At 71.2% G+C, this 26,478-nt stretch carries 20 protein-coding genes and 5 tRNA genes; 11 read left to right on the forward strand and 14 right to left on the reverse strand.

The window, feature by feature from the left end; genetic code table 11:
* Positions 1-2: 2 nt before the first annotated feature.
* A complete protein-coding gene (leuC, locus tag LRS74_RS09260) occupies positions 3-1,436 on the reverse strand; it encodes a 3-isopropylmalate dehydratase large subunit (RefSeq protein ID WP_277740557.1) in 1,434 nt (477 codons plus the stop codon).
* A 138-nt stretch (positions 1,437-1,574) separates the two neighbouring features.
* Between leuC and ndgR the strand changes: the two genes are divergently transcribed.
* Positions 1,575-2,291: an IclR family transcriptional regulator NdgR gene (ndgR, locus tag LRS74_RS09265; RefSeq protein ID WP_277740558.1), complete on the forward strand. Its 717-nt coding sequence runs from the start codon at positions 1,575-1,577 to the stop codon at positions 2,289-2,291.
* A gap of 984 nt (positions 2,292-3,275) precedes the next feature.
* Here the strand turns inward: ndgR and LRS74_RS09270 are convergent.
* Positions 3,276-3,764, reverse strand: a complete 489-nt coding sequence (locus LRS74_RS09270; protein WP_277740559.1) for a DUF4188 domain-containing protein — start codon at positions 3,762-3,764, stop codon at positions 3,276-3,278.
* Between the two features lie 106 nt (positions 3,765-3,870).
* Here LRS74_RS09270 and LRS74_RS09275 point away from each other — a divergent pair, with 106 nt between their 5' ends.
* A complete protein-coding gene (locus tag LRS74_RS09275; protein WP_277740560.1) occupies positions 3,871-4,512 on the forward strand; it encodes a MerR family transcriptional regulator in 642 nt (213 codons plus the stop codon).
* A 48-nt stretch (positions 4,513-4,560) separates the two neighbouring features.
* Here the strand turns inward: LRS74_RS09275 and LRS74_RS09280 are convergent.
* The 8 genes from LRS74_RS09280 to LRS74_RS09315 all read right to left on the reverse strand — a co-directional run bounded on the left by LRS74_RS09280 (position 4,561) and on the right by LRS74_RS09315 (position 7,699).
* Positions 4,561-4,633 (reverse strand) — tRNA-Glu (locus tag LRS74_RS09280).
* A 21-nt stretch (positions 4,634-4,654) separates the two neighbouring features.
* Positions 4,655-4,726, reverse strand: a tRNA-Gln gene (locus tag LRS74_RS09285).
* A gap of 12 nt (positions 4,727-4,738) precedes the next feature.
* Positions 4,739-4,811: transfer RNA gene (locus LRS74_RS09290), tRNA-Glu, on the reverse strand.
* Between the two features lie 38 nt (positions 4,812-4,849).
* Positions 4,850-4,922, reverse strand: a tRNA-Glu gene (locus tag LRS74_RS09295).
* 41 nt (positions 4,923-4,963) lie between these two features.
* Positions 4,964-5,035: transfer RNA gene (locus tag LRS74_RS09300), tRNA-Gln, on the reverse strand.
* A 122-nt stretch (positions 5,036-5,157) separates the two neighbouring features.
* Complete coding sequence (gltX, locus tag LRS74_RS09305) at positions 5,158-6,672, reverse strand: glutamate--tRNA ligase (RefSeq protein WP_277740561.1); 1,515 nt, start codon at positions 6,670-6,672, stop codon at positions 5,158-5,160.
* The gene (locus LRS74_RS09310; protein ID WP_277740562.1) at positions 6,665-7,426 is read right to left on the reverse strand and encodes a fumarylacetoacetate hydrolase family protein; all 762 of its coding nucleotides are present in this window, start codon (positions 7,424-7,426) and stop codon (positions 6,665-6,667) included. The genes gltX and LRS74_RS09310 overlap by 8 nt, the downstream gene beginning before the upstream one ends.
* Positions 7,427-7,519: 93 nt before the next feature.
* Positions 7,520-7,699, reverse strand: a complete 180-nt coding sequence (locus LRS74_RS09315; protein ID WP_277740563.1) for a hypothetical protein — start codon at positions 7,697-7,699, stop codon at positions 7,520-7,522.
* 570 nt (positions 7,700-8,269) lie between these two features.
* On the opposite strand from LRS74_RS09315, the gene LRS74_RS09320 reads away from it, so the two are divergent.
* The 8 genes from LRS74_RS09320 (at position 8,270) to LRS74_RS09355 (ending at position 18,760) form a co-directional block, all read left to right on the forward strand.
* Complete coding sequence (locus tag LRS74_RS09320) at positions 8,270-12,052, forward strand: nitrate- and nitrite sensing domain-containing protein (protein ID WP_277740564.1); 3,783 nt, start codon at positions 8,270-8,272, stop codon at positions 12,050-12,052.
* A gap of 9 nt (positions 12,053-12,061) precedes the next feature.
* Complete coding sequence (locus LRS74_RS09325; protein WP_179285426.1) at positions 12,062-12,475, forward strand: roadblock/LC7 domain-containing protein; 414 nt, start codon at positions 12,062-12,064, stop codon at positions 12,473-12,475.
* A gap of 64 nt (positions 12,476-12,539) precedes the next feature.
* A complete protein-coding gene (locus LRS74_RS09330; protein ID WP_144381679.1) occupies positions 12,540-12,938 on the forward strand; it encodes a DUF742 domain-containing protein in 399 nt (132 codons plus the stop codon).
* Positions 12,919-13,503: an ATP/GTP-binding protein gene (locus tag LRS74_RS09335; protein ID WP_277740565.1), complete on the forward strand. Its 585-nt coding sequence runs from the start codon at positions 12,919-12,921 to the stop codon at positions 13,501-13,503. Before LRS74_RS09330 ends, LRS74_RS09335 begins: the two co-directional genes overlap by 20 nt.
* Positions 13,504-13,898: 395 nt before the next feature.
* On the forward strand, positions 13,899-17,081 hold the full coding sequence (locus tag LRS74_RS09340; RefSeq protein WP_277740566.1) for a nitrate- and nitrite sensing domain-containing protein: 3,183 nt from the start codon (positions 13,899-13,901) through the stop codon (positions 17,079-17,081).
* A gap of 10 nt (positions 17,082-17,091) precedes the next feature.
* Positions 17,092-17,505 (forward strand): roadblock/LC7 domain-containing protein, encoded by a 414-nt coding sequence (locus LRS74_RS09345; RefSeq protein WP_179285426.1) that lies wholly within the window; start codon positions 17,092-17,094, stop codon positions 17,503-17,505.
* An 81-nt stretch (positions 17,506-17,586) separates the two neighbouring features.
* A complete protein-coding gene (locus LRS74_RS09350; RefSeq protein ID WP_277740567.1) occupies positions 17,587-18,201 on the forward strand; it encodes a DUF742 domain-containing protein in 615 nt (204 codons plus the stop codon).
* Entirely contained in the window at positions 18,182-18,760 is a 579-nt protein-coding gene (locus LRS74_RS09355) for an ATP/GTP-binding protein (protein ID WP_277740568.1), read from the forward strand. The genes LRS74_RS09350 and LRS74_RS09355 overlap by 20 nt, the downstream gene beginning before the upstream one ends.
* A gap of 223 nt (positions 18,761-18,983) precedes the next feature.
* Here the strand turns inward: LRS74_RS09355 and LRS74_RS09360 are convergent, their stop codons facing one another.
* From LRS74_RS09360 to LRS74_RS09370, 3 genes are all read right to left on the reverse strand, one after another.
* Positions 18,984-19,196, reverse strand: a complete 213-nt coding sequence (locus LRS74_RS09360; RefSeq protein ID WP_277744672.1) for an acyl-CoA carboxylase subunit epsilon — start codon at positions 19,194-19,196, stop codon at positions 18,984-18,986.
* A gap of 50 nt (positions 19,197-19,246) precedes the next feature.
* Complete coding sequence (locus LRS74_RS09365) at positions 19,247-20,830, reverse strand: acyl-CoA carboxylase subunit beta (RefSeq protein WP_144381674.1); 1,584 nt, start codon at positions 20,828-20,830, stop codon at positions 19,247-19,249.
* A 293-nt stretch (positions 20,831-21,123) separates the two neighbouring features.
* Positions 21,124-23,601 carry a polysaccharide lyase 8 family protein gene (locus tag LRS74_RS09370; protein ID WP_277740569.1) on the reverse strand — a complete coding sequence of 826 codons (2,478 nt, stop codon included), beginning with the start codon at positions 23,599-23,601 and terminating at the stop codon, positions 21,124-21,126.
* Positions 23,602-23,837: 236 nt separating this feature from the next.
* On the opposite strand from LRS74_RS09370, the gene LRS74_RS09375 reads away from it, so the two are divergent.
* Entirely contained in the window at positions 23,838-24,494 is a 657-nt protein-coding gene (locus tag LRS74_RS09375) for a YceI family protein (protein WP_277740570.1), read from the forward strand.
* Positions 24,495-24,632: 138 nt separating this feature from the next.
* Here the strand turns inward: LRS74_RS09375 and cimA are convergent, their stop codons facing one another.
* Positions 24,633-26,246, reverse strand: a complete 1,614-nt coding sequence (cimA, locus tag LRS74_RS09380; protein WP_277740571.1) for a citramalate synthase — start codon at positions 26,244-26,246, stop codon at positions 24,633-24,635.
* Positions 26,247-26,478 lie beyond the last annotated feature (232 nt).

The following is a 26,478-nucleotide window of genomic DNA, read 5'->3' on the forward strand; positions in this document are numbered from 1 at the left end:
TCTCAGACTCCGGCGGGCGTGCGGGCGGCGGACGTGTCGTGCAGGTCGGCGGGCGAGGCCAGGTGGCCGAGGACCGCGGTGGCGGCGGCGACCTGCGGGGAGACCAGGTGGGTACGGCCGCCCTTGCCCTGCCTGCCCTCGAAGTTGCGGTTGGAGGTGGACGCCGAACGCTCGCCCGGGGCCAGCTGGTCGGGGTTCATGCCCAGACACATCGAACAGCCCGCGTGCCGCCATTCGGCGCCGGCCGCGGTGAACACCTTGTCCAGGCCCTCCTCGACGGCCTGCAGCGCCACCCGCACCGAGCCCGGCACCACCAGCATCCGCACCCCCTCGGCGACCGAACGACCCTCCAGCACGGCCGCGGCCGAGCGCAGGTCCTCGATCCGGCCGTTGGTGCAGGAGCCCACGAAGACGGTGTCGACGGAGATGTCCCGCAGCGCCTGACCAGCCGTCAGACCCATGTACTCCAGGGCCTTCTCGGCCGCCAGCCGCTCACTGGGGTCGGCGTACGAGGCGGGGTCCGGAACGTTCGCCGACAGCGGCGCGCCCTGGCCCGGGTTGGTGCCCCAGGTGACGAAGGGGGACAGCTCGGCGGCGTCGATGACGACCTCGTGGTCGAAGACCGCGTCGTCGTCGGTGCGCAGCGTGCGCCAGTACTCGACGGCGGCGTCCCAGTCGGCTCCGCGCGGGGCGTGCGGACGGTCCTTGAGGTAGTCGAAGGTGGTCTCGTCGGGGGCGATCATCCCGGCTCGCGCGCCCGCCTCGATGGACATGTTGCACACAGTCATCCGGGCCTCCATCGACAGCTTCTCGATGGCGGAGCCGCGGTATTCGATGACGTAGCCCTGGCCGCCACCGGTGCCGATCCGGGCGATGATCGCCAGGATCAGGTCCTTGGCGGTGACGCCGTCGGGCAGCTCGCCCTCGACCGTGATGGCCATGGTCTTGAAGGGGGCCATCGGCAGCGTCTGGGTGGCCAGCACGTGCTCGACCTGGCTGGTGCCGATGCCGAACGCCAGCGCGCCGAAGGCGCCGTGGGTGGAGGTGTGGCTGTCGCCGCAGACCACGGTGGTGCCCGGCTGGGTCAGACCCAGCTGCGGTCCCACCACGTGGACGACGCCCTGCTCGACGTCGCCCAGCGGGTGCAGCCGTACGCCGAACTCCGCGCAGTTCTTCCGCAGGGTCTCCAACTGGGCGCGGGAGACGGGGTCGGCGATCGGCTTGTCGATGTCGAGGGTGGGGGTGTTGTGGTCCTCGGTCGCGATGGTGAGGTCGGTACGGCGCACCGCGCGACCCGCCTTGCGGAGACCGTCGAACGCCTGCGGGCTGGTCACCTCGTGCAGCAGGTGCAGATCGATGAAAAGCAGGTCGGGCTCGCCCTCGGCGCGCCGGACGACATGGTCGTCCCAGACCTTCTCCGCCAGTGTCCGTCCCATTGCGTTCCCTCCGGCCGGCGGCTTTGCCGGCCCATCTCGAAGCCTGCGTGCCCTGGTCCCCGGGCCGCAATTACAGAGTGACGGGTCTGCTGGGAAATTGAACTTGCGTTTCACAGTGTGAGACGCAAGTATCGTTGCATGGACAACTCTAGCGGCGTCGGCGTTCTCGACAAGGCGGCTCTGGTTCTGAGCGCACTGGAGTCCGGTCCGGCCACCCTCGCCGGGCTGGTCGGCGCCACCGGGCTGGCGCGCCCCACGGCGCATCGGCTCGCGGTGGCGCTGGAACACCACCGGATGGTGGCGCGTGACATGCAGGGCCGGTTCATCCTGGGCCCGCGGCTGGCCGAGCTGGCCGCGGCGGCGGGCGAGGACCGGCTGCTGGCCACGGCCGGTCCGGTGCTCACCCACCTACGGGACGTGACCGGCGAGAGCGCTCAGCTCTATCGCCGCCAGGGCGACATGCGGATCTGCGTGGCCGCGGCCGAGCGGCTGTCCGGACTGCGGGACACCGTGCCGGTGGGCTCCACGCTGCCGATGAAGGCCGGCTCCGCCGCCCAGGTGCTGCTGGCCTGGGAGGAGCCGGAGCGGCTGCACCGCGGGCTCCAGGGCGCCCGCTACACCGCCACGGCCCTGTCGGGCGTGCGGCGCCGGGGCTGGGCCCAGTCCATCGGCGAGCGGGAGCCCGGGGTGGCCTCGGTCTCCGCGCCCGTCCGCGGACCCTCCAACCGCGTCGTCGCCGCCGTGTCCGTCTCGGGCCCCATCGAGCGACTCACCCGTCACCCGGGCCGGATGCACGCCCAGGCCGTCATCGACGCCGCCGCCCGCCTGAGCGACTCCCTCCGCCGCGCGGGCTGACCCCACGCCCGCGTCAGCCCTCTTCGGGCTTCCGCCCTCACCCACCCCTCCCCGGGCTTCCGCCCGCCGGAAACCACACAGGGCCCCTGCGCCCGCCCGCCACGCACGGGCCGGCACAGGGGCCCTGTCGCGCCCCGAGACGCCCGGAAGCCGAAGGTGAGTGGCGATGTGAGGGGTGATGTGAGCGACGTCTCACCGCGGGGCGGCGTTGCGCCCGGCCGACCGCGCCTCTCGTCTCGCGCCTCCGGCGCAAAGAAAGCAGCTACGGGAAGGGAAAGTCGGGGTTTGTCGCCGTCGCCGTCTGACGCTCGGCGGGCGATCTGCACGGCCGACATCGCGCCGTGGGGCGGCATTGCGCCCGGCCGACCGCGCCTCTCGTCTCGCGCCTCCGGCGCAAAGAAAGCAGCTACGGGAAGGGAAAGTCGGGGTTTGTCGCCGTCGCCGTCTGACGCTCGGCGGGCGATGGACATGATCGGTCCCCGACGAGAGCCGGTATGCCCTCGCAGAATCGCTTGATGCGTATCAAGCACCAGATCAAACGACTCTGCGAAGGGTCTCTGGATTCCCCGCGATACGCGCTCCTCGTTCATCGGCTCCGGCCCACCGGCCGGTAGACGGCGACGGCGGCAGGCCCGGCCCCTTCCTCCCCGTAGCCGCCCGCTGTGCGCCGAAGGCGCGAGACGAAAGCCGCAGCCGGCCGAGCCGAATGCCGCCCCACGGCGAGAACCCGCGCCACGACCGAACCCGTTCCGCCATCGACCACGAGAAACGGCCGGCACCGGCGGCCACACCCGCAGCCCGAGAGCCGCACCCTCCACGCCAGCCAACGACCGCAAGACGGCGACGGCGAAGGGCCCGACCGCTTCCTCCCCGCAGCCGCTGCCGTGCGCCGAAGGCGCGAGACGAAAGCCGCAGCCGGCCGAGCCGAATGCCGTCCCACGGTGCGTGCGCGCGGGCGCCCGGTGCGCCGCCCCGGCAGGGGCGTCAGGCGGCCTTGAGGCGGTCGGCGGCGCGCTCGCCGCGGCGGGCGACGGGGACCGGGCCGCCGGTGGCGGCGGCGAGGCCGAAGGGGGGCATGTTGATGTAGACGTTCTCGTACGAGCCGGGGCGAGAGATGAACGTCTCGTGCCAGAAGCCGACCTTGCCCCTGCCCTCGCGGAGCCGGCGGTTGAAGGCGGCCCAGGCGGGACGGTGCTCCTTGCCCTGGTCGGCGGCGTAGGCCAGCAGCTTCTCCGGAGACTCCCAGTACTGGACGACGTACAGCAGTCGGGGCCAGCCCAGCAGCAGCTGATAGCCGAGCATCCCGCTCTCCTTGTCCTGCGACAGCTCCTTGAGCATGCGCGGCATCGCGGTGAACACCGGCCACCAACTGCGCACAGCGCGGAAGTTGTTGAACCGCATCCCGATGTGGAAGACGGTGACGTCGCCCTGGACGTCGGCGGTGTACCGGCCGGGGATCGGCTTGCTGCTCATGATCGCTCTCCTCACGCAGTACTCCGACGACTCCGGTCGCCGGGTTAGATAGCGCCGCTATCCATGTTTAGATAGTGCCACTGTCCAATGGGAGGCGCAAGAGGACATGCGACTGGCGGAGTTGAGTACGCGGAGCGGAGTGCCCACCGCGACGATCAAGTACTACCTACGAGAGGGGCTGCTGCCTCCGGGCGAGCGGATCACCGCCACCCAGGCGGAGTACGGCGAGGAGCACCTGCGCCGACTGCGGCTGGTGCGGGCGCTGATCCAGGTGGGCCGGATGCCCGTGGCCACCGCGCGCGAGGTGCTCGCCGCCACCGAGGACGAGGCGCTGGACATCAGCAGGCGGCTGGGCGCCGCGGTCTGGGCGCTGCCGCACGGTCCTGAGCCCGACCCGGAGGCCCCGGCGACGACCGCGGCGAGCGAGCAGGTGGACGCCCTGCTGGAGCGGATGGGCTGGGAGCACTGCCGCGCGTACGGGAACGCCTCCCCCGCCTATCGGGCCCTGGTGGCGGCCATCGCCACGCTCGCCCGACTGGGCTACCCCCACGAGACGGAGCATCTGCTGCTCCAGGCGCGGGCCGCGGACGAGCTGGCCGTCGCCGACCTGGACCTGGTGGAGACCTATCCGCCCGAGAACCGGATCGAGGCCGCCGTGGCGCTGACCGTGCTCTACGAGCCGGTGCTCCAGTGCCTGCGACGGCTGGCGCAGACCGAGGAGACCCACCGCCGCTACGACGGGGACTGAAACGAAAAAGAGCCCCTCCATCGAAATGGAGGAGCTCTTTTCCTTCTGTACCCCCGACCGGATTCGAACCGGCGCTACCGCCTTGAGAGGGCGGCGTGCTAGGCCGCTACACAACGGGGGCCTGAGTACCTTCGGTACTGCGCTGGGCTACCAGGACTCGAACCTAGACTAAATGAACCAGAATCACTCGTGCTGCCAATTACACCATAGCCCATGGTAAAACCAGTACCCCCGACCGGATTCGAACCGGCGCTACCGCCTTGAGAGGGCGGCGTGCTAGGCCGCTACACAACGGGGGCCCTAGCGATCCCATCGACCCGAAGGTCTTCGAGATCAGTACCCCCGACCGGATTCGAACCGGCGCTACTGCCTTGAGAGGGCAGCGTGCTAGGCCGCTACACAACGGGGGCTTGGTCCTGCTGAGGACAAGAGATCCAATGAGGATCTCTTGCTGGGGTACCAGGACTCGAACCTAGACTAAGTGAACCAGAATCACTCGTGCTGCCAATTACACCATACCCCACCAAAACGCCACCCCCGAGGGGGTTTTGTTTGGCTGCGCTTTCCGGCCCGGCCTCTCGGCCCGTTCCGTCCGGCGCAGGAAGAACATTACCCGATGGTGGACGGGCCACCAAAACGAGTACTTCAGACCGCGCTCAGCTTGGCCAGCGCAGCGTCGACGCGGGCCAGCGTGCGGTCCCTGCCGAGCACCTCCAGGGACTCGAACAGCGGCAGGCCCACGGTGCGGCCGGTGACGGCGACACGGACCGGCGCCTGGGCCTTGCCGAGCTTCAGGCCGTGCTCCTCGCCGGCGGCGACGACGGCCTCCTTGAGGGCGTCGGCGGTCCACTCGGCGTCGGCGAGCTTGGCGCGGGCGGTGCGCAGCAGCGCCTCGGAGCCCTCCTTCATCGCCTTCTGCCAGGACGCCTCGTCCTCGACCGGCTCGTCGAGGAAGAGGAAGTCCACGTTGGCGGTGATGTCGGAGAGGACCGTCAGCCGGGTCTGGGCGTGCGGCGCGATCGCCTCCCAGGCGGCCCGGTCGAAGGACTCCGGCGCCCAGTTGGCGTGCGGGGCCTGGAGCCAGGGGGCACACGCCTCGACGAAGGCCGCCGGGTCGAGCCGCCGAATGTGGTCGGCGTTGATCGACTCGGCCTTCTTCAGGTCGAAGCGGGCCGGGTTGGCGTTGACGGCCGTCACATCGAAGGCCGCGACCATCTCGTCCATGGAGAAGACGTCGCGGTCGGCCGCGAGCGACCAGCCCAGCAGGGACAGGTAGTTGAGCAGCCCCTCGGGGAGGAAGCCGCGCTCGCGGTAGAGGTTCAGCGAGGACTGCGGGTCGCGCTTGGAGAGCTTCTTGTTGCCCTCACCCATGACGTACGGCAGGTGACCGAAGGCGGGGACGCCCTTGGCGACGCCCAGCTCCGTCAGCGCCTGGTAGAGCGCGATCTGCCGCGGAGTGGAGGAGAGCAGGTCCTCGCCGCGCAGCACGTGGGTGATCTCCATCAGCGCGTCGTCGACGGGGTTGACGAGCGTGTAGAGCGGGGCGCCGTTGGCCCGGACGATGCCGAAGTCCGGCACGTTCTCCGGGGTGAAGGTCAGCTCGCCGCGGACCAGGTCGGTGAAGGTGATCGGCTCGTCCGGCATCCGGAACCGCACGATGGAGGGGCGACCCTCGGCCTCGTAGGCGGCGGCCCGCTCCGGGCCCACGGTGCGGCACTGCCCGTCGTAGCCGGAGGCCCGGCCGGCCGCGCGGGCGGCCTCGCGGCGCTCCTCCAGCTCCTCGGCGGTGCAGTAGCAGCGGTAGGCGTACCCGCCGGCCAGCAGCTTGGCTGCCACGTCGGCGTAGATGTCCATGCGCTGCGACTGGCGGTACGGCGCGTGCGGGCCGCCGCCCGCGCCGGAGGCGCTGTCGAACGCAGCCGGGCCCTCGTCCCAGTCCAAGCCCAGCCAGCGCATCGCGTCCAACAGCTGCTCGTAGGACTCCTCGGAGTCACGGGCGGTGTCGGTGTCCTCGATGCGGAAGACCAGGGTGCCGCCGTGGTGGCGGGCGAAGGCCCAGTTGAAGAGGGCGGTGCGGACCAGACCCACATGGGGGTTGCCGGTCGGCGAGGGACAGAAACGGACCCGTACGGGAGAGACGGGAGCTGATGCGCTAGCCACGCTTGATCACCTTGTTGGTGAGAGTGCCGATGCCTTCGATGGTGACGGCGACCTCGTCGCCGACGCTGAGGGGTCCGACGCCCGCCGGGGTGCCGGTGAGGATGACGTCGCCCGGGAGCAGCGTCATCGCCTCGGTGATGTGCACGATCAGGTCCTCGACCGTGCGCACCATCTCGCCCGTGCGGCCGAGCTGGCGCTGCTCACCGTTGACGGTGCACATGACGGCAAGGTCGCGCGGGTCGAGGTCGGTCTCCACCCAGGGGCCCAGCGGGCAGGAGGTGTCGAAGCCCTTGGCGCGGGCCCACTGCGCCTCCCGGCGCTGCACGTCGCGCGCGGTGACGTCGTTGGCGCAGGTGTAGCCGAGGATGACGTCCTTCACCCGCTCGCGAGGGACCTCGCGGCACATCCGTCCGATGACCACGGCCAGCTCGGCCTCGTGGTGCACCTCGGAGGAGAAGGAGGGGTAGACGATGGGGTCGCCGGGGCCGACCACGGCGGTCGACGGCTTGAAGAAGGCGACCGGGACCTCGGGGACCTCGTTGCCCAGCTCGGCGGCGTGCTCGGCGTAGTTGCGGCCGATCGCGACGATCTTGTTGGGCAGGACCGGCGACAGCAGGCGGACCTTGTCCAGCGGGATCTTGGTGCCCGAGCGTTCGAAGTCGCCGTAGGGGATGCCCTTGATGATGTCGAGGGTCTCGCCCTCGACCACACCGTAGGCGACGTTGCCATCGATGGAGAATCTGGCGATGCGCACGGGAAGCTGGCGCCCTTCGAGATAGCTGACGGAGACTGACGCTTCAGGCTATCTCGCGGGGGCGCACGGCCGCCCGGTCGACGAGGCGGCCCGTCAGCCGGTGGGGGCCTCCATCAGCACGGTGCGCCTGGGGTTCGCGGTCTGCGTCGGCAGCTCGACCGGGTGCTCCGGACGGTCGGCGGGGGCGACCAGGAGCTCCTCGGCGTCCGCGAGGTGTGCCAGCGTGGTGCGGCGGGGATTGGCTATGTTGCGGATCATCATCGTCGTCTTCATTCGGGTTCTCCCCCCATTGCCTCTTTGTCGTTTACACGGGTTGTGTAAAGCGCCAGGCTAGACGCGCCCATGCCCACGCATACAAAGAAGAACTCATGTGGAACGTGTGAGTTTCCTCACGACGTCACGGGCAAATGCGACATAAACGGCGGTCAATCCAGCTGCATGAAACGGGACATTGCACGCCTGAACCTGACGTTCCGCTCTTGATCATGACTACCGGGACACCAGGCCATGACGAGCAACTCGCGGGCAAAAGTCCGTTATCGGAGACATGACTTTCTACGTCCGGTAATGACTCCCATACTGAGCGTCACGCCCGTCATGTCCGCACCACTCGCCCTTGTTGATGCATCCGGCCCTGTGCTGGAATTCCCAGCACCGCCGCAAGATTCAGCCGGCGCGCAGGGGGCGCACGAGAATGGCGCCGAGCGGCGGTGGCTCCTCCTCTCGAACGAAAGGTGAGCGCGCCGGTCACTCACGACCGCTACGGGGGGCTGCGGTCCCCATCGACTCGACACCGTTTCGCCGGTCTCCGGTGAAGCGCCTGGTCCAGAGGTTGCGACGCTAGTGCAGGGACGTTTCAAGAGGGAAGGCAGCGCTTCGGCGGATCCGGAGCCGCGCGGTGGGTCCGACCGCGGCTCCTCGCCCCAGCGCGCCCAGTCCACCGGATTGACGCCGGGCGACCACGGCTCCGACGCCGGATCCGGTTCCGGCGCGCTGCCGGGCGCCCCGGCCGGCGGTGGCGGTGGCGGCGGTGGCGAGGCTGCCGACAAGGCCCAGCCGAAGGCGAAGGGACCCACCGGGCCCGGCGCCCGAATAGCCCTGCGCAACTGGCGCATCTCCACCCGACTCGTCTCCCTGCTCGCGCTCCCCGTGGTCGCCGCGACCACCCTGGGAGCCCTGCGTATCGAGACCTCGCTGGAGAACATCCAGCAGCTGGACCACATGAAGCTGCTCACCGAGATGACGCAGCAGGCGACCCAGCTGGCCGACGCCCTCCAGGAGGAGCGCGACAAGTCCGCGGGTCCGCTGGCCGGCGAGGGCAGCCAGAAGGACGACCGCGTCGTCGCCACCCGGGAGAAGACCAGCCGCGCGATCACGGCCTTCCAGGAGGCCACCGCGGACGTCGACCCCAACGACCCGACCATGATCGGCGTGCAGTCGACCCTGGTCGACATCAGCAAGCAGCTCGGCAAGATCCGGTCCATCCGCGACACGGCGTACGACGACAAGACGTACATCGCGCAGACCGTCGAGAGCTACAACGAACTCATCACCTCGCTGCTCTCGCTCTCCCAGGACATGGCGCAGGCGACCAGCAACAGCGAGATGATCAACAGCACTCGCGCGCTGGCCACCTTCTCCGCCGCCAAGGAGTACGCGTCCATCCAGCGCGCGGTCATCAGCGCCGCCCTGGCCAACCCCAAGGGCGCCGCCCTCTCCGCCAACGACCGCCGGTACGGCAAGTCGGCCCTCGACAAGGAGACCGAGGCGCTGCGGCGCTTCGTGCAGATCCGCCGGGACAGCTCCGAGGACCTGCTGGAGCCGCTCAACGGCGGCCGCCCCGACATCACCGCGGCCGACAAGTACGCCCAGCGCGTGCTGCGCGACGCCAACGGCCTCAGCTCCGAGAAGCGGACCTACCCGGACTGGTACGACCAGGACACCATCAAGCTCGACGAGATGTCGAAGATCGAGCAGACGCTGCTCAGCGAGATGGAGGCCAAGGCCCGCGAGCTGCGTTCGGACGCCGAGCGCGACGCCTACCTCAACGGTGTGCTGATCCTGCTGGTCCTCGGCATCTCGCTGGTCGGCGCGTTCGTCGTGGCCCGCTCCATGGTGCGCTCGCTGCGCCGGCTCCAGGAGACCGCCCAGGAAGTCGCCCAGAAGCGCCTTCCCGAGCTGGTCAAGCAGCTCTCCGAGGCCGACCCGCAGGACGTGGACACCTCCGTCGAGTCCGTCGGTGTGCACAGCCGGGACGAGATCGGAAAGGTGGCCGCGGCCTTCGACGACGTGCACCGCGAGGCGGTGCGACTCGCCGCCGAGCAGGCGCTGCTGCGAGGCAACGTCAACGCGATGTTCACCAACCTCTCGCGTCGTAGCCAGGGTCTTATCCAGCGCCAGCTCTCGCTCATCTCCGAGCTGGAGAGCCGCGAGGCCGACCCGGACCAGCTGTCCTCGCTGTTCAAGCTCGACCACCTCGCCACCCGTATGCGCCGTAACGGTGAGAACCTCCTCGTTCTCGCGGGTGAGGAGCCGGGTCGCCGGTGGACCCGCCCGGTGCCGCTGGTCGACGTGCTCCGTGCCGCCGCCTCCGAGGTGGAGCAGTACGAGCGCATCGAACTGAGCGCCGTTCCCGGCACCGAGGTCGCCGGCCGCGTCGTCAACGACCTCGTGCACCTCCTCGCCGAGCTGCTGGAGAACGCCACCTCGTTCTCCTCGCCGCAGACCAAGGTCAAGGTCACCGGTCACGCGCTGCCGGACGGCCGGGTGCTGGTCGAGATCCACGACACCGGCATCGGCCTCTCCCCGGAGGACCTGGCCGCGATCAACGAGCGACTGGCCAGCCCGCCCACCGTGGACGTGTCGGTCTCCCGCCGCATGGGCCTGTTCGTGGTCGGCCGCCTGTCCCTGCGACACGGCATCCGCATCCAGCTGCGTCCCTCCGACTCGGGCGGCACCACCGCCCTGGTCATGCTGCCGGTCGACGTCGCCCAGGGCGGCAAGAAGCCGGGCGCGCCCACGGGCAAGCCCGGTGCGCCCGGCGCCCCGCAGGGTGGCGGCTCCGGCGGCGGTGCCGGCCTCATCGGCTCCGCGCCCTCGCGCCGTCAGGTCCCGCAGTCCGGCTCGCGCCCCGCGCTGCCCGGCAGCGGCCTGGCCGGCCTGCCCACCCGCAAGGCGGGCGCCTCCAGCGGCGGCCCCGCCCCGACGGGCGGCAGCCTGTTCGACGCGGGCCGGCCGCCCGGCGCCGAGCCCCGACGCTCCCCCGGCACGCCTCCCGGCCTTCCCGGCACGCCTCCCGGCCTCCCCGGCGGCCGCGGCGGTCTGCCGGTGCGCGGCGACAACCCCGCGGTGGCCCCGCCGACCGGCGCCCCGAGCCGCGGGGAGGGCCCCGGCCGCCCCGCCCGCCCGGCCGAGTCCGGCGCACGGCCGCAGCTCCCGGCCCGCGAAGCGGCGCCCGAGCTGCCCTCCTCCCAGGCCCCCGGCACCAGCTGGGGCGCGCGTCGCGCGGCCCAGGGTGGGGACGACGACTGGCCGTCGGGCCCGCCCTCGTCGGAGGGCCGCGGCGGGCGTGACCCGCTCGACGCTCCGCGCGGGCACGACGACGTCGACACCGGCTCCCAGACCTCGCAGTTCGCCCGCCCCGACCTCGGTCAGGGCCCGGGCGACACCGGCCAGTTCCCGCAGCCGGACCTCGGTCAGGGACACGGCACCACCGGCCAGTACGCCCGCCCCGACCTCGGTCAGGGCCCGGGCGACACCGGCCAGTTCCCGCAGCCGGACCTCGGTCAGGGACACGGCACCACCGGCCAGTACGCGCGCCCCGACCTCGGCCAGGGCCCCGGCGACACGGGCCAGTTCCCGCAGCCGGACCTCGGCCAGGGCCCGGGCGACACCGGCCAGTACGCCCGCCCCGACCTCGGCCAGGGCCCCGGCGACACCGGACAGTTCCCGCGCCCGGGTGCGGCCTCCGGCGGGTACCTCCCGCAGGGCGGGCCCGGCGTCGGGCTCGGTGGCGACACCGGCGAGTACCCGCGGCCGCAGGCCGACGCGCACGGTTCCGCCAACGGGGTGGCCCACAGCTCCCCGCTGGACGACCCGGCACCGGTGGCACCGGCCGCGTCCGGTGACTTCCGTACGCCGATCTTCGACACCATCGAGTCGAACTGGTTCCGGGGCGTCCCCGGAGCCGCCGAGCAGGACCGCCAGGCCGCGCCGGCACAGCCGTCCCGCGAGGGGCAGCCGGCGCAGGACCAGGGCGGCGAGCAGCGGCAGCCGGCCCGTGCCGCCGACACGGGTGCGTCCGGCGGCTGGAACTCGTCCAACGACGAGCACTGGCGGCGCGCCGAGCAGGTGCGCGAGCCCGCCTCGGGCGGCATCACCTCCTCCGGGCTGCCGCGCCGTGTGCCGCGCGCCAACCTCGTGGAGGGCACCGCGCAGCAGCAGACCCACCAGACCGGTCCGCAGGTCTCCCGCGCGCCCGACGACGTGCGCGGGCGACTGACCAACCTCCGTCGGGGCATCCAGCAGGGCCGTCAGGCCGGCACCGGCCCCGGTCAGGGGTCTGGAACCGCACCCGGTAGCAATCACGATCGCGGCGTTGGCCCGACTTACCAGCAGGAGCGTTAGTTGAGCCCGATGAGCCAGGCGGCGCAGAACCTGAATTGGCTGATCACGAACTTTGTGGACAACACCCCCGGGGTGTCGCACACGGTCGTGGTCTCCGCCGACGGACTCCTCCTCGCGATGTCCGAAGGGTTCCCCCGCGACCGCGCGGACCAGCTGGCGGCGGTCGCCTCCGGTCTGACCTCGCTGACCGCCGGAGCCTCCCGCATCTTCGAAGGCGGTGCGGTCAACCAGACCGTCGTCGAGATGGAGCGCGGCTTCCTCTTCATCATGTCCATCTCGGACGGATCCTCGCTGGCCGTCCTCGCCCACCCCGAGTGCGACATCGGCCTCGTCGGCTACGAGATGGCCCTGCTCGTCGACCGCGCGGGTGGGGTGCTCACTCCCGACCTGCGCGCCGAGCTCCAGGGCAGCCTGCTGAATTGACCGACCGCCCACCGGCACCCGCCGCCGGCACGACCGTCACCTCGCTGTCCCGACCGGAGGATTCATGACCCCGCCCCCTGCCTCGCCGTACGGCGGCCATCATCAGTCGTACGGAGGCGACGACCAGCCGCTGGTGCGTCCGTACGCCATGACCGGAGGCCGGACCCGGCCGCGCTACCAGCTCGCCATCGAGGCGCTGGTCAGCACCACGGCCGACCCGGCCGCGCTGCAGGGTCTGCTCCCCGAGCACCAGCGCATCTGCCACCTGTGCCGCGAGGTCAAGTCGGTCGCCGAGGTCTCGGCGCTGCTGAGCATCCCGCTCGGCGTGGCCCGGATCCTCGTGGCCGACCTCGCCGAGGCGGGGATGGTCACCATTCACCAGCCGGGCGGCAGCTCGGAAGCCGGCGGCACGCCGGATGTGACACTGCTGGAAAGGGTGCTCAGTGGACTTCGGAAGCTCTAGCGGCGGCGTGTCGACCCGCTCCACCACCTCCGCGAAGATCGTGGTGGCGGGCGGATTCGGCGTGGGCAAGACCACGTTCGTCGGCGCGGTCTCGGAGATCAACCCGCTGCGCACCGAAGCCGTGATGACCTCGGCCTCGGCGGGGATCGACGATCTGAGCCACGTTCAGGACAAGACCACCACCACGGTGGCGATGGACTTCGGCCGTATCACGCTGGACGACGATCTGATCCTGTACCTGTTCGGTACGCCGGGCCAGGACCGCTTCTGGTTCATGTGGGACGACCTGGTCCGCGGCGCCATCGGCGCCGTGGTGCTGGTCGACACCCGCCGTCTCGCCGACTGCTTCCCCGCGGTCGACTACTTCGAGAACAGCGGCCTGCCCTTCGTCGTCGCCCTCAACGGCTTCGACGGCCACCAGCCGTACGGCCCCGAAGAGGTCCGCGAGGCGCTCCAGATCGGCCCCGACGCCCCCATCATCACCACCGACGCGCGGCACCGGAACGAGACGAAGAGCACGCTCATCACCCTCGTCGAGCACGCGCTCATGGCCCGGCTGAAGTAACGATCCGCGTGGATCGGACGGCATTGCGGTAACCCGCGCAAGACGATCACGCAAGAATGATCAATTCGGCCGATAATGCCGGAAGTTATGCCCCGCGGCGGGTTGTGTCATACGACACGACCCGCCCGGGGCTTCATAACGTTTCGACAGAGAATTACTCACGTGTGCATACGCAACGCGTACGTGGTGTACCCCTCCGCACACAACCGCCTCGCCTTCTGCCCCGCCTGACGCTTTATGCCCGTTTTATCTATGTGCCGGGGGTGCGTCCTGATGCTTTGCCCACTGTTTGGAACCGGCCCGCGTGACGTGCTGGAATTCCTTGAACTGGGCAGTAAGGGCTCAGCCGAGAACGGCACGGAATCAGGTGCCGGGGCCGAGAGGTTGTTGGTCGAGTGAGGCGAAGCAAACCGAACTCCGCGCAAACGCAGGCGCGCGGGAACTTCACCCCGCCGCAGCGTGCGGCGGCGGCGAGCGAGGACGCGCCCGAGACTTCCGCACCGCCGGCCGGCAAGGGGGGTGGACGGCTGTCGCCGGGCAACTGGCGCGTACCCACCCGACTGAACGCCATCCTGCTCATCCCCGTGCTCGTCGCGCTGGTCTTCGGCGGGTTCCGCGTGGAGTCCTCGCTGGCGACCTGGAGCGAGGCGCAGGACGCCGAGCGGACCGCCCGTGTGGTGCGAGCCGCGGCCGCGTACGGCCAGGCGCTGGTCAACGAGCGCGACGTCACCGTCAAGCCGCTGCTGACCAAGTCCGACACGGATGTGGTCCAGCAGGCGCGGGCGGCGACCGACACGGCGGCGGACGAGTTCGCCAAGCGGGTCAAGGACATGCCGGATTCGGCCAGCCTCAAGCGCCGCCTCAAGGCGTTCGAGGCGGTCGAGCCGCAGCTGGAGACGCTGCGCCGGAACGCCTACACCTCCGAGCTCCCCGGTGCGAAGACCGAGGAGGGCTACGTCGCGGTCCAGCACCCGCTGATGGAGTTCGCCAACGAGCTCGGTCTGGGCACCGGCAACATCACCTCCTACGGCCGCACCGTCTACGCGGTGTCGCTGGCCAAGGCATCCGCGTCGATTCAGCGCTCGCTGGGCACCCATCTGCTGGTCAAGCCGGGCTCCAGCGACCAGCGCAGGCTGATGCTGACCTCGCTGGCCTCGTACGTCTACCTGGAGAAGATCGCCCTCGACGAGTTCAAGTCGGGTGGTCTCCCGGAGGACGTCACCCTCATGGACGACGAGCTGGCCAAGGCGGCCAGCGCCCACGAGGAAGAGATCGCGCAGGACAAGCAGGAGGCCGAGGGCGTCGGCGAGGACTTCACCGCGCCGCCGGCCACGGAGCGGATGCTCGCGGAGATCGCCTCGCCGACCGCCACGAGGGCCAAGCTCCAGTCGCTGGGGATCACGCCGGACAGCTGGTTCGAGGCCACCACGCACAAGTTCGACGCCTACCGCAACGTCGAGTCGCAGCTGGCGGACAAGGCCGTGGAGGAGGCCGCGCAGATCTCCTCCGACGCCAAGACCGACGCGATCGTCAACTCCGCGATCGTGCTGGTCGCGCTGCTCGCCGCGTTCATCGTGGCCGGCATGATGGCCCGCTCCATGAGCCGCTCCATGCGCCGGCTGCGCGCCGCCGCCTTCGAGGTGGCCGAGCAGCGTCTGCCGGCGCTCGTCGACCAGCTCTCGCGCACCGACCCGGGCCGCGTCGACACCCGGGTGGAGCCGATCAAGATCAACACCAAGGACGAGATCGGCGAGGTCGCCCGCGCCTTCGACCAGGTCCACCGCGAGGCCATCCGGCTCGCCGCCGAGCAGGCCCTGCTGCGGGGCAACGTCAACGCGATCTTCACCAACCTCTCCAGCCGTAACCAGGGCCTGATCGAGCGCCAGCTCACCCTGATCACCAGCCTGGAGAACAACGAGGCCGACCCGGACCAGCTGGAGAACCTCTTCAAGCTGGACCACCTGGCCACCCGCATGCGCCGCAACGGCGAGAACCTGCTGATTCTCGCCGGCGAGGAGCCGGGCCGCCGCTGGAACCAGCCGGTTCCGCTGGTCGACGTGTTGCGCGCCTCCGCCTCCGAGGTGGAGAGCTACGAGCGCATCGAGATCGACGGCGTCCCGGAGAGCGAGATCCACGGCCAGGCCGTGACCGACCTCGTGCACCTGCTCTCCGAGCTGCTGGAGAACGCCACCACGTTCTCCTCCCCGCACACCAAGGTCCGGGTCACCGCGACCAGGCTGCCGGACGGCCGCGTCATGATCGAGATTCATGACAAGGGCATCGGTCTGACCGCCGAGGACTTCGCGGACATCAACCACAAGCTTGCCAACCCGCCGACGGTGGACGCCGCGATCTCCCAGCGCATGGGGCTGTTCGTGGTCGGCCGACTGGCGGACCGGCACGACATCCGGGTGCAGCTGCGCCCCTCCGGAGAGCAGGCCGGCACCACCTCGCTGGTCATGCTCCCGGACGCGATCACGCACGGTGGTGGCGGCGAGGAGCTGCCGGACGACTTCACGGTCTCCCGGATCGTTCCCGAGCAGCCGCACGCCACCCAGGAGACCCCGATCCTGCGCTCCGCGGCCGAGCTGGGCTTCGACGACTCGCACTACGGCGAGCGGCAGGCCCAGCGTCCCGCGGCGGGGGAGGGCGGCTTCAACCCGATCGAGCGCTCGCTGCAGCGTGGCGAGCGGCGCGCGGCGATGGGGGCCCATGCCCACCGGCAGCAGCCCACCGATCCGGCGACCGGCTACCCGGCGGCCGAGGCGGGCTACGCCGACCCGGCGGCCGGATTCCAGCAGCCGCCGGCCGGCTATCCGGAGGCGGGCCGGGAGGCCGGCTATGCGGAAGCGGGCTACGGGCACCAGACGGAGCCCCAGCAGCAGCCGTACGCGGACTACAACTCCCCTGTCGACCAGGGCGGGTGGGCCGCACAGGGCTCGTACGATGCCGGGTACGCGCCGGAGCACGGAACGCAAGCGGAATCCACACCCAGCGTTCCCGAAGCTTCCCGTGAACGCGTAGAGTTCAACCATTCGGACTCCTCGGCGCCTTCGGCGGGCGACGGCCACTCCCTGACCGACGCGGGTCTGCCGCGGCGGAACAGGGGATGGCAGCAGCCCGACGGCAGCACCGCGGGTATGGCGGACGCCGCCCCGGAGCAGTCCTCGGAGCAGTCGCTTCCGCGGCGCACCCCGGGGGCCGGACTGTCCCAGCCGGGCCGGTCCGAGAACGCCTCCGGCGAAGGCTCCGGTAACGGCGGCGACGGCTGGCGCTCGGCCAATGACGAGCTCTGGCAGCGGGCCGGTCGGATCCGAGAGCCCAAGGCCGGCGGGGTCACCTCCTCCGGGCTTCCGCGACGGGTGCCCAAGGCCAACCTCGTCGACGGCGCGGCGGCGCAGTCCCCGCAGGGCGGCCCCCAGGTCTCCCGGGCTCCGGAAGCCGTTCGGGGCAGGTTGAGCAACCTGCGCCGGGGCGTCCAGCAGGCCCGCAACGCGGGTTCCGAGAGCAGCACCGAGCAAGACCAGCATGACCAACAGGGCTTCGGCCCCGGCAGCACCTACGATCAGGAGCGTTAGTGTGAGCCCGATGAGCCAGGCGGCGCAGAACCTGAACTGGTTGATCACGAACTTTGTGGACAACACCCCCGGGGTGTCGCACACGGTCGTGGTCTCCGCCGACGGACTCCTCCTCGCGATGTCCGAAGGGTTCCCCCGCGACCGCGCGGACCAGCTGGCGGCGGTCGCCTCCGGTCTGACCTCGCTGACCGCCGGAGCCTCCCGCATCTTCGAAGGCGGTGCGGTCAACCAGACCGTCGTCGAGATGGAGCGCGGCTTCCTCTTCATCATGTCCATCTCGGACGGATCCTCGCTGGCCGTCCTCGCCCACCCCGAGTGCGACATCGGCCTCGTCGGCTACGAGATGGCCCTGCTCGTCGACCGCGCGGGTGGGGTGCTCACCCCCGACCTGCGGGCAGAACTGCAAGGAAGCCTTCTCAACTAGCAAAGAGACAGTGCGCTTCGCGCCACCGCCCCATAGGGTGCGGTGGCGCGACCGGCAAACACGCGAGTTGGAGGAGGAGCCGTGGAAACGCCCCCTAGCGGATACCCGTACGGGTTCGGGCAGCAGCCCGAACCGCAGCAGGATGGCCCGCTGCAGCGCTTCAACTTCCCCTCCACTCCCAGCCACTACCGCCAGCCACAGGGCTACCCGCAGCAGCAGCAGCAACCCCAGCCGCAGCAGCAACAAGGGCCCCCGTCTGGCTACCCGTCGTACGAACCGCAGCGCCCGCCGCGCAACCAGCCGGCCCAGTCGCAGCGGCGACGCACCGCGCCGGAGCCGCCCGTGGGCGGCGCGCACAACCCCCTGGTGCGTCCGTACGCCATGACCGGAGGCCGAACCCGGCCTCGCTACCAGCTCGCCATCGAGGCGCTGGTGCACACCACGGCCGATCCCTCCCGGTTGCAGGGCCAGTTGCCCGAACACCAGCGGATCTGCCAGTTGTGCCGGGAGATCAAGTCGGTCGCAGAGATCTCCGCGCTCCTCACCATCCCCCTCGGCGTCGCCCGAATCCTCGTCGCCGATCTGGCCGAGGCCGGACTCGTCGCCATCCATCAGCCGGGCGGCGACGAGACCGCCGGCGGCCAGCCTGACGTGACACTGCTCGAAAGGGTGCTCAGTGGACTTCGCAAGCTCTAGCGGTGCAGCCCGCTCCACCACCTCCGCGAAGATCGTGGTGGCGGGCGGCTTCGGCGTGGGCAAGACCACGTTCGTCGGCGCGGTCTCGGAGATCAACCCGCTGCGCACCGAAGCCGTGATGACCTCGGCCTCGGCGGGGATCGACGACCTCACGCACGCGCCGGACAAGACCACGACCACTGTGGCCATGGACTTCGGCCGTATCACGCTGGACCAGGACCTGATCCTGTACCTGTTCGGTACGCCGGGTCAGGACCGCTTCTGGTTCATGTGGGACGACCTGGTCCGCGGCGCCATCGGCGCCGTCGTGCTGGTCGACACCCGCCGTCTCGCCGACTGCTTCCCCGCGGTCGACTACTTCGAGAACAGCGGCCTGCCCTTCGTGATCGCCCTCAACGGCTTCGACGGCCACCAGCCGTACGGCCCCGAAGAGGTCCGCGAGGCACTCCAGATCGGCCCCGACGCCCCGATCATCACCACCGACGCGCGAACCCGCAGCGAGGCGAAGAGCACGCTCATCACCCTCGTCGAACACGCCCTCATGGCCCGGCTCCGGTAGTCACCGGCGCCGTCGGCCGTGCAGAAAGGTCCCCGCACCCCCGGAAGGGGGGCGGGGACCTTTCTCGTGCGCCCTGTGATGACCGTGTCGTGGGCCGGGGTGGTGGGCCGGTGTCGTGGGTCCTGCCATGTGCTCCGGGTGTGCCGCTGGACCGCCCGGTCGCGGCAGACGAAACGCCGGGCGGGCTGGAGATCCAGCCCGCCCGGCGTTCGGTGCGAAGAGGTCAGCCCTGCCAGCTGTGCGGGGCGCGGAAACCCGACTGGCGCTCAAGGCGACGCCAGCGGGCGGTGTCCCGGCGCGGCCGGGTCGAGGCGGCGCCGCGGGTGCGGTGCACCGCACCCGCGCGGGCGAGCAGGACCGCGGTGACGGCGGCCAGCTCCTCCGCGTCGGCGTGCCCCTTCTCGACCCGGACGAGCGTGCCGGCGGTGGCGGACATGGCGGTATCGCTGGGAGTACTCACGGTGGACTTCGTCTCCATCAGCCGCGTCACTGCGGCGGGTTGCCGTGCTTACGAGAGGGCAGGTCGGCGTGCTTGGTGCGCAGCATCGCCAGGGAACGGATGAGGATGGCGCGGGTGTCGGCCGGGTCGATGACGTCGTCGACGAGTCCGCGCTCGGCCGCGTAGTACGGGTGCATGAGCTCGGACTTGTACTCCTTGACCATGCGGGAGCGCATCGCCTCGGGGTCGTCCGCCTCCGCGATCTGGCGCCGGAAGATGACGTTGGCGGCGCCCTCGGCGCCCATCACCGCGATCTCGTTGGTCGGCCAGGCGTAGGTGAGGTCGGCGCCGATGGACTGGGAGTCCATCACGATGTACGCGCCGCCGTACGCCTTGCGCAGGATCACCGAGATCCGCGGCACGGTGGCGTTGCAGTACGCGTAGAGCATCTTGGCGCCGTGCCGGATGATGCCGCCGTGCTCCTGGTCGACGCCGGGCAGGAAGCCGGGCACGTCCAGCAGGGTGATCAGCGGGATGTTGAACGCGTCGCACATCTGGATGAAGCGCGCGGACTTCTCCGACGCCTCGATGTCCAGCACGCCGGCCAGCGACTGCGGCTGGTTGGCGATCACGCCGACGACCTGACCGTCGAGCCGGGTCAGGGCGCAGATGATGTTGGTGGCCCAGCGCTCGTGGACCTCCAGGAACTCGCCGTCGTCGACGATCTCCTCGATCACCTTGCGCATGTCGTACGGGCGGTTGCCGTCGGCCGGGACGAGGTCCAGCAGTATGTCGCCGCGCCGGTCCACGGGGTCCTCGGACTCCACGACGGGCGGGTTCTCCCGGTTGTTCTGCGGGAGCATCGACAGCAGGTAGCGCACCTCCTCCAGGCACGACTCCTCGTCGTCGTAGGCGAAGTGGCAGACGCCGGAGGTCTCGGCGTGAACGTCCGCACCGCCGAGGCCGTTCTGGGTCACCTTCTCGCCCGTCACCGCCTGGACCACGTCCGGGCCGGTGATGAACATCTGCGAGGTCTCCCGCACCATGAACACGAAGTCCGTGAGCGCCGGGGAGTAGGCCGCGCCACCGGCGCACGGGCCGAGCATCACGCTGATCTGCGGGATGACGCCGGACGCCTTGGTGTTGCGCTGGAAGATGCCGCCGTAGCCGGCGAGGGCGGAGACGCCCTCCTGAATGCGGGCGCCGGCGCCGTCGTTCAGGGAGACCAGCGGCGCCCCGGCCGCGATCGCCATGTCCATGATCTTGTGGATCTTCGTGGCGTGGGCCTCGCCCAGCGCGCCACCGAAGATCCGGAAGTCGTGTGCGTACACGAACACCGTGCGTCCGTGAACGGTTCCCCACCCCGTGATCACACCATCGGTGTACGGCCGCTTGGCCTCCAGGCCGAAACCGCTGGCCCGGTGCCGGCGCAGCGGCTCCACCTCGTTGAAGGAACCCTCGTCCAGCAGCAGATCGATCCGCTCCCGAGCCGTCAGCTTCCCCTTGGCCTTCTGAGCCTCGGTCGCCCGCTCGCTCGGACCCCGCCGAACCTGCTCGCGGATGGCGTGCAGCTCGGCGACGCGCCCGCGGACGTCACTCGCCACTTCGGGCGCACCTTCGAGATTGGTCATGCATTGAACGGTACGTGCCAGGGGGCCGGGAGACCGATGTCGTTTTCCTACAACGTCGCACCCGTTTTCGTGGGCAGGCAGAACAGAACTGCACAGTGAGTTTGGGCGTCAACGGCTGTACCTAAGGACAACGGCCACTGTTGGCACTCCACAAAGGGAACCCGGGGTATGCGGTAGCTGCGGCGGTCTGACCACGCCGAACGGTCACCCGGTCGGCTGGCGCGGTACGGCCGCGCGGGGTATCCGGACACCGGGTGGGACGGCAGCAGCCTAGCCGCGCCGGACCGCGCTCCCTACCCCTTTCGACCCCACTCGACCCCCCTCCCCGCGCGCCGCCCCCACCCCTGACCCTCCCGGCCGTCCAGCAGCACCTCGCAGCGGTGCCCGGCGCCCGCGGCGCCGGCGCTCACCCGCAGCCGCAGTGTGGCGCCCGCGGACAGGACCCGAACGGACGGGTCCTGGGCGAGCACCCGGCGCACCGGCCGGGCCCAGTCGAGCTCCACCGGCGCGCCCGACCGCGCGGGGTCGGCGATCCACAGCGTCGCGCGCCCCCCGCGACACCGCACCAGCACGCTCGCCGGGCCGTCGGCGGTCAGCTCTCCGACCGTCCCCGCCCGCCAGAAGTTGACGGCGGTCAGCCCCCACGAGGCGACGGCGACCCCCTGCTGCCGCTCACTGTTGGCGAGGAGGCTCAGCCATCCGGAGTCGGCGGCGCGGGCGGCGAGGGTGCGCCGATCGGCCCCGGGCAGCAGCAGGTAGGCGTAGGAGGCGTCCACCGGGTCGGTGCCGTGGTCGTGCCAGAGCGTCAGATAGCGCCGGGTGAACGGGTCGGGCGCGCCGCCCGCGTTGATGTCCCGCCACGCTCCCGTCCGGGCCTCGCGCAGCGCGTTCAGCCGGGCGCCGCCGGGGAACACATAGCCGCCGTGGCCGTGCAGGTGCGCCCAGCGGGCGCGCCGGAAGGTCGCGCTCCAGCCGAGCTCCGCGGGCTGCTCCACCCCGTCCACGGTGAGGGTGTGGGTGCCGTCGGCGCCGAGGTTGCGGTGGTCCACGATCGTCTCCACCGGGGTGCCGTCGGCGGCGGTGACGCCGGCGCCCAGACAGATCACGGCGTCGGCGACGAAGAACCAGGACTTCTTGGCGCGCAGCGTGCTGGAGAGCCCGCGCAGATCCTGGCCGATCGCGGCGAACTCGCCGTCGGTGACCCCGCCCACCCAGCGCGCGGCCGGCTTGGGCTGGCCCCAGCCGCCGCCCTCGTTGTCGGCCAACCGCTTGGTGGAGACGGTGGTGCCGGGCAGCCGGTAGGGGTCGGCGGTCGGCCAGAAGGCGTCCGTGTACTGGGCGAGCGTGCCCTCCCCCGCCCACCAGCTGAGCATCCCGGCTCCGGTGTGCCAGCCGCGCGGGTGCTCGCCGTTGCCGTTCTCGTAGTAGGAGATCCGGTCCGAGGCCATGGCCAGGTTGGCGGTCCAGCCGGGGCGCCGGTGCACCGCCCGGTCCATGGCGGCGAACAGCCGGTGCTCCACCGGCGCGGCGGCCACCGGCCCCGGCCGGTCCGCGATGGCGCGCAGCCGCGCCAGTTCGGCCACGCCGAACTGCGGGTCGGTGAGGACCGGGCTGGCCGTGTCCCGCGCGATCCAGCCCCGGATCATGGCGTGCCACTCCGCCCGCTCGGCCTCCGGGGCACCGTCGCCGAGCAGCGCGACGGCGGCGATCAGTTGGTGGCCGCGCTGGTGGTCGCTCTGCACGACCTGGCGGCTGTCGCCCCGGGTCAGGCCCCGGCTGACGGCCCGTCCGGAGACGCTGTCCATCACCAGCCCGTCGTGGATCAGCGGCGCCCAGGCGCGCGTCACGCTGTCGTGGATGATCCGCAGCCCGGGGTCGACGACCTCCCAGGGGGAGCCGGCCAGCAGCGCGAAGAGCCGGCCGAGGCCGTCGAGGAGCACACAGCCGTAGGTGCCGGAGTAGGCGACCCAGGTGTGCTGGATGAAGGAGCCGTCGGCGTAGAGGCCGTCGCCCCGGGTGACATGGGGGAAGACCGGGGAGAGCGCGTCGCGGGCGAGCTCCAGTTTCCCGGCGGTCCGCCCCAGCACGCCGCGCAGCGCGACCACCCGGCACAGGTCGACCCGGTTGGCCCCGGTGCTGGTGCCGGTGTAGTCGCCGAGCATGCCGTCCGGCACGAAGTGGTCGACGGCGGCCAGGGCGCGGCCGCGCAGCGCCTCGTCGACCCGGTCGTGGGCCATGGCGAGGGTGTCGAGCAGCAGCCGCGGGCTGCCGATCTGCCACTCCCACCAGTTGCCGTAGCGGGTGGTCGCCGGGGAGTAGACCGTTCGGTCGAGGTGGTCCAGGCCGCGTACCAGGTCGGCGGCGAGCCCGGGGTCGCCGGTGAGGCCGGTGCCGGGCTGCGCGTACGCCTGCGCCATGGTGTGCAGCCGGGCGTAGCCGAGGGTGATCCCGGCGGGCGGGTCGTAGGGCGCGTCCGGCCAGAGCGAGGCGGCGGTGGGCGCCATGCTCGCGCGGTACGCGGCGGCCCGTTCGCCGGTGCGGCGCAGCCGGGAGGCGTAGGGCTCGGCCGTGGGGTCGAAGCCGGTGCCCAGGGCCAGCTCCAGCCAGCGGCGGCGCAGCGTGTCGAAGTCGTCGTCGGCCCTCCGGGCGCCGGGGGCGGGGCCCTCCCCCGGTGCGGCGTCGGCGGCCCGGGTCGGGCCCGCGAGGGCCGCGCCGAGGCCGAGCGCTCCGGTGCCGGCCATGAGGGTGCGTCGTCTGACATCCCGTCCCATGCGGGGGCCTCCTGCTCGTGGACCGTGCTGCGGACGCGTCGGTTGAGCCGCGGGTGGCGCCGGCCCGAGCATGCCGGACCGCCCGGCACCTCGCCAGACCGCTGGAGGGACGGTTCCCGGTGGCCCGGGAGCCATTTCATTGAATCTTGAACTAGATGGTTGAAAGTTGAACTGGATGGGGCTACGGTGTCCCTCGTCGGAACCGTTGAATCTTCAACAACACCCCAGGAGCAGTCATGGCCCTCTTCGGTCGCAAGCGCCCCACCGCCACCCCCGCGCCCACCGCCACCGCCGCCCTCGCGCCCACCGGCACCGCCACCGCCGTTCTCGACGTCGACCCCGCGCTCGCCGCGCTGACCGGCGACTACACCATCGACCCCGGCCACAGCAGCATCGGCTTCACGGTGCGGCACGCGATGGTCACCAACGTCCGCGGCGCCTTCTCCGACCACGAGGGCACCCTGCGGCTGGACGGCGCCGACCCCTCGCGCTCCACCGCCGCCATCGACGTCAGGATCGCCAGCGTGGACACCGGCATCGCCGACCGCGACAACCACCTGCGCGGCGACGACTTCTTCGACGCCGAGCGCTTCCCGCTGATGCGCTTCCGCTCCACCGGGATCCGGCCGGTCGGCGGCGACACCTACCGCGTCACCGGCGATCTGACGATCAAGGACGTGACCCGTCCGCTCTCCCTCGACCTGGAGTTCAACGGCTCGGCCACCGACGTCTACGGCAACGAGCGCGTCGGCTTCGAGGGCGGCGCCGAGATCCTGCGCTCGGAGTGGGGCCTGACCTGGAACGCGGCGCTGGAGGCCGGCGGCGTGATGGTCAGCGACAAGGTCAAGCTGGTCTTCGACATCTCCGCCGTCAAGGCCGCTCCGCAGGGCTGACCGGCCGCCCGGCGGAACCGCGCCGCCGCCCCCCAGGGCCGACGATCACGGCCCCGCCATCACCCACCCACGCGACAAGGGCCCCGTCCGAGGACGGGGCCCGCGCCGTGTCCGCGGCCGGTCAGACGGCCGCGCGCCTCACTCCTGCGGCTCGACGCCGAGGCGGCGCAGCCCGTAGGCGTAGGCGTCGTCCAGCGCCTGCCAGGACGCGGCGATCACGTTCTCCGCGACGCCGACCGTGGACCACTCGCCACGCCCGTCGGTGGTCGAGATGAGCACCCGGGTCGTGGACTGGGTGCCGTGCTTGCCCTCCAGGATGCGGACCTTGTAGTCCACCAGCTCCAGCTTGGCCAGCTGCGGGTAGATGCGCTCCAGCCCGACGCGCAGCGCGCGGTCCAGGGCGTGGACCGGACCGTTCCCCTCGGCGGTCGCGACGATCCGCTCGCCCTTGGCCCACACCTTCACCGTGGCCTCGTTGGCGTGGCTGCCGTCCGGGCGGTCCTCGACGATCGCCCGCCAGGACTCGCACCGGTAGTAGCGGCGGGCCCGCCCCTCCACCTCGGCGCGCAGCAGCAGTTCGAAGGAGGCGTCGGCGGCCTCGTAGGTGTAGCCCGCCAGCTCACGCTCCTTGACCCGCTCCACCACCCGGCCCAGCAGCTCGCGGTCGCCGCCCAGGTCGATGCCGAGCTCCTTGCCCTTGAGCTCCACCGAGGCGCGTCCGGCCATGTCGGAGACCAGCATCCGCATGGTGTTGCCGACCCGCTCCGGGTCGATGTGCTGGTACAGGTCGGGGTCGACCTTGATCGCCGAGGCGTGCAGCCCGGCCTTGTGGGCGAAGGCGGAGAGGCCGACGTAGGGCTGGTGGGTGGCGGGGGTGAGGTTGACGACCTCGGCGATGGCGTGCGAGATCCGGGTCATCTCGGCCAACGAGCCCTCGGGCAGCACCCTGCGGCCGTACTTCAGCTCCAGGGCCGCGACGACGGGGAAGAGGTTGGCGTTGCCGACCCGCTCGCCGTAGCCGTTGGCGGTGCACTGCACATGGGTGGCGCCCGCGTCCACGGCGGCGAGGGTGTTGGCGACCGCGCAGCCGGTGTCGTCCTGGGCGTGGATGCCCAGCCGGGCCCCGGTGTCGGCGAGCACGGTGGCCACGACCGCCTGCACCTGGGCCGGCAGCATCCCGCCGTTGGTGTCGCAGAGCACCACCACGTCGGCGCCGGCCTGGTGGGCGGTGGTGACGACCCGCTTCGCGTAGTCCGGGTTGGCGCGGTAGCCGTCGAAGAAGTGCTCGCAGTCGACGAAGACACGGCGGCCCTGCTCCCGCAGGTAGGCCACGGTGTCCGCCACCATCGCCAGGTTCTCCTCCAGCGTGGTGCGCAGCGCCAGCTCCACATGGCGGTCGTGCGACTTGGCCACCAGCGTGATCACCGGGGCGCCGGACTCCAGCAGCGCCGCCACCTGTGGATCGTCCGCCGCCCGCACCCCGGCCCGGCGGGTGGCACCGAACGCGACCAGCCGCGCGTGCCTGAAGTCGATCTCCTGGCGCGCCCGGGCGAAGAACTCGGTGTCGCGAGGGTTGGCGCCCGGCCAGCCGCCCTCGATGAAGCCGACGCCGAAGTCGTCCAGGTGCCGGGCGATGGTCAGCTTGTCCGCGACGGTGAGGTTGATGCCCTCGCGCTGCGCGCCGTCGCGCAGGGTGGTGTCGAAGACGTGGAAGCTGTCGTCGCCCCACGGGGTATTCGCTGCGTCGCTCATGCTGTCTGGACTCCTGAGGTCTCGGTCTACCGGAATAACCGGCTCCGCGCCCTCCTATGATCCCTCGCGCTCCGCGTCCCCGACGGGGTTCGGCCGGGAAACGAAAAAACCCCTCGCGGGTGCGAGAGGTCTGCGCGCGGGTCTGGGGGCACGATGGCCGCGCCGTACCGGAAGGTGGTGGTACGGGGCGGTCACTGCGGACCGGCGCGCCTGCTGCCAATAATCATGGCGA

It is taken from the genome of Streptomyces sp. LX-29, assembly GCF_029541745.1.
Taxonomy (GTDB): domain Bacteria; phylum Actinomycetota; class Actinomycetes; order Streptomycetales; family Streptomycetaceae; genus Streptomyces.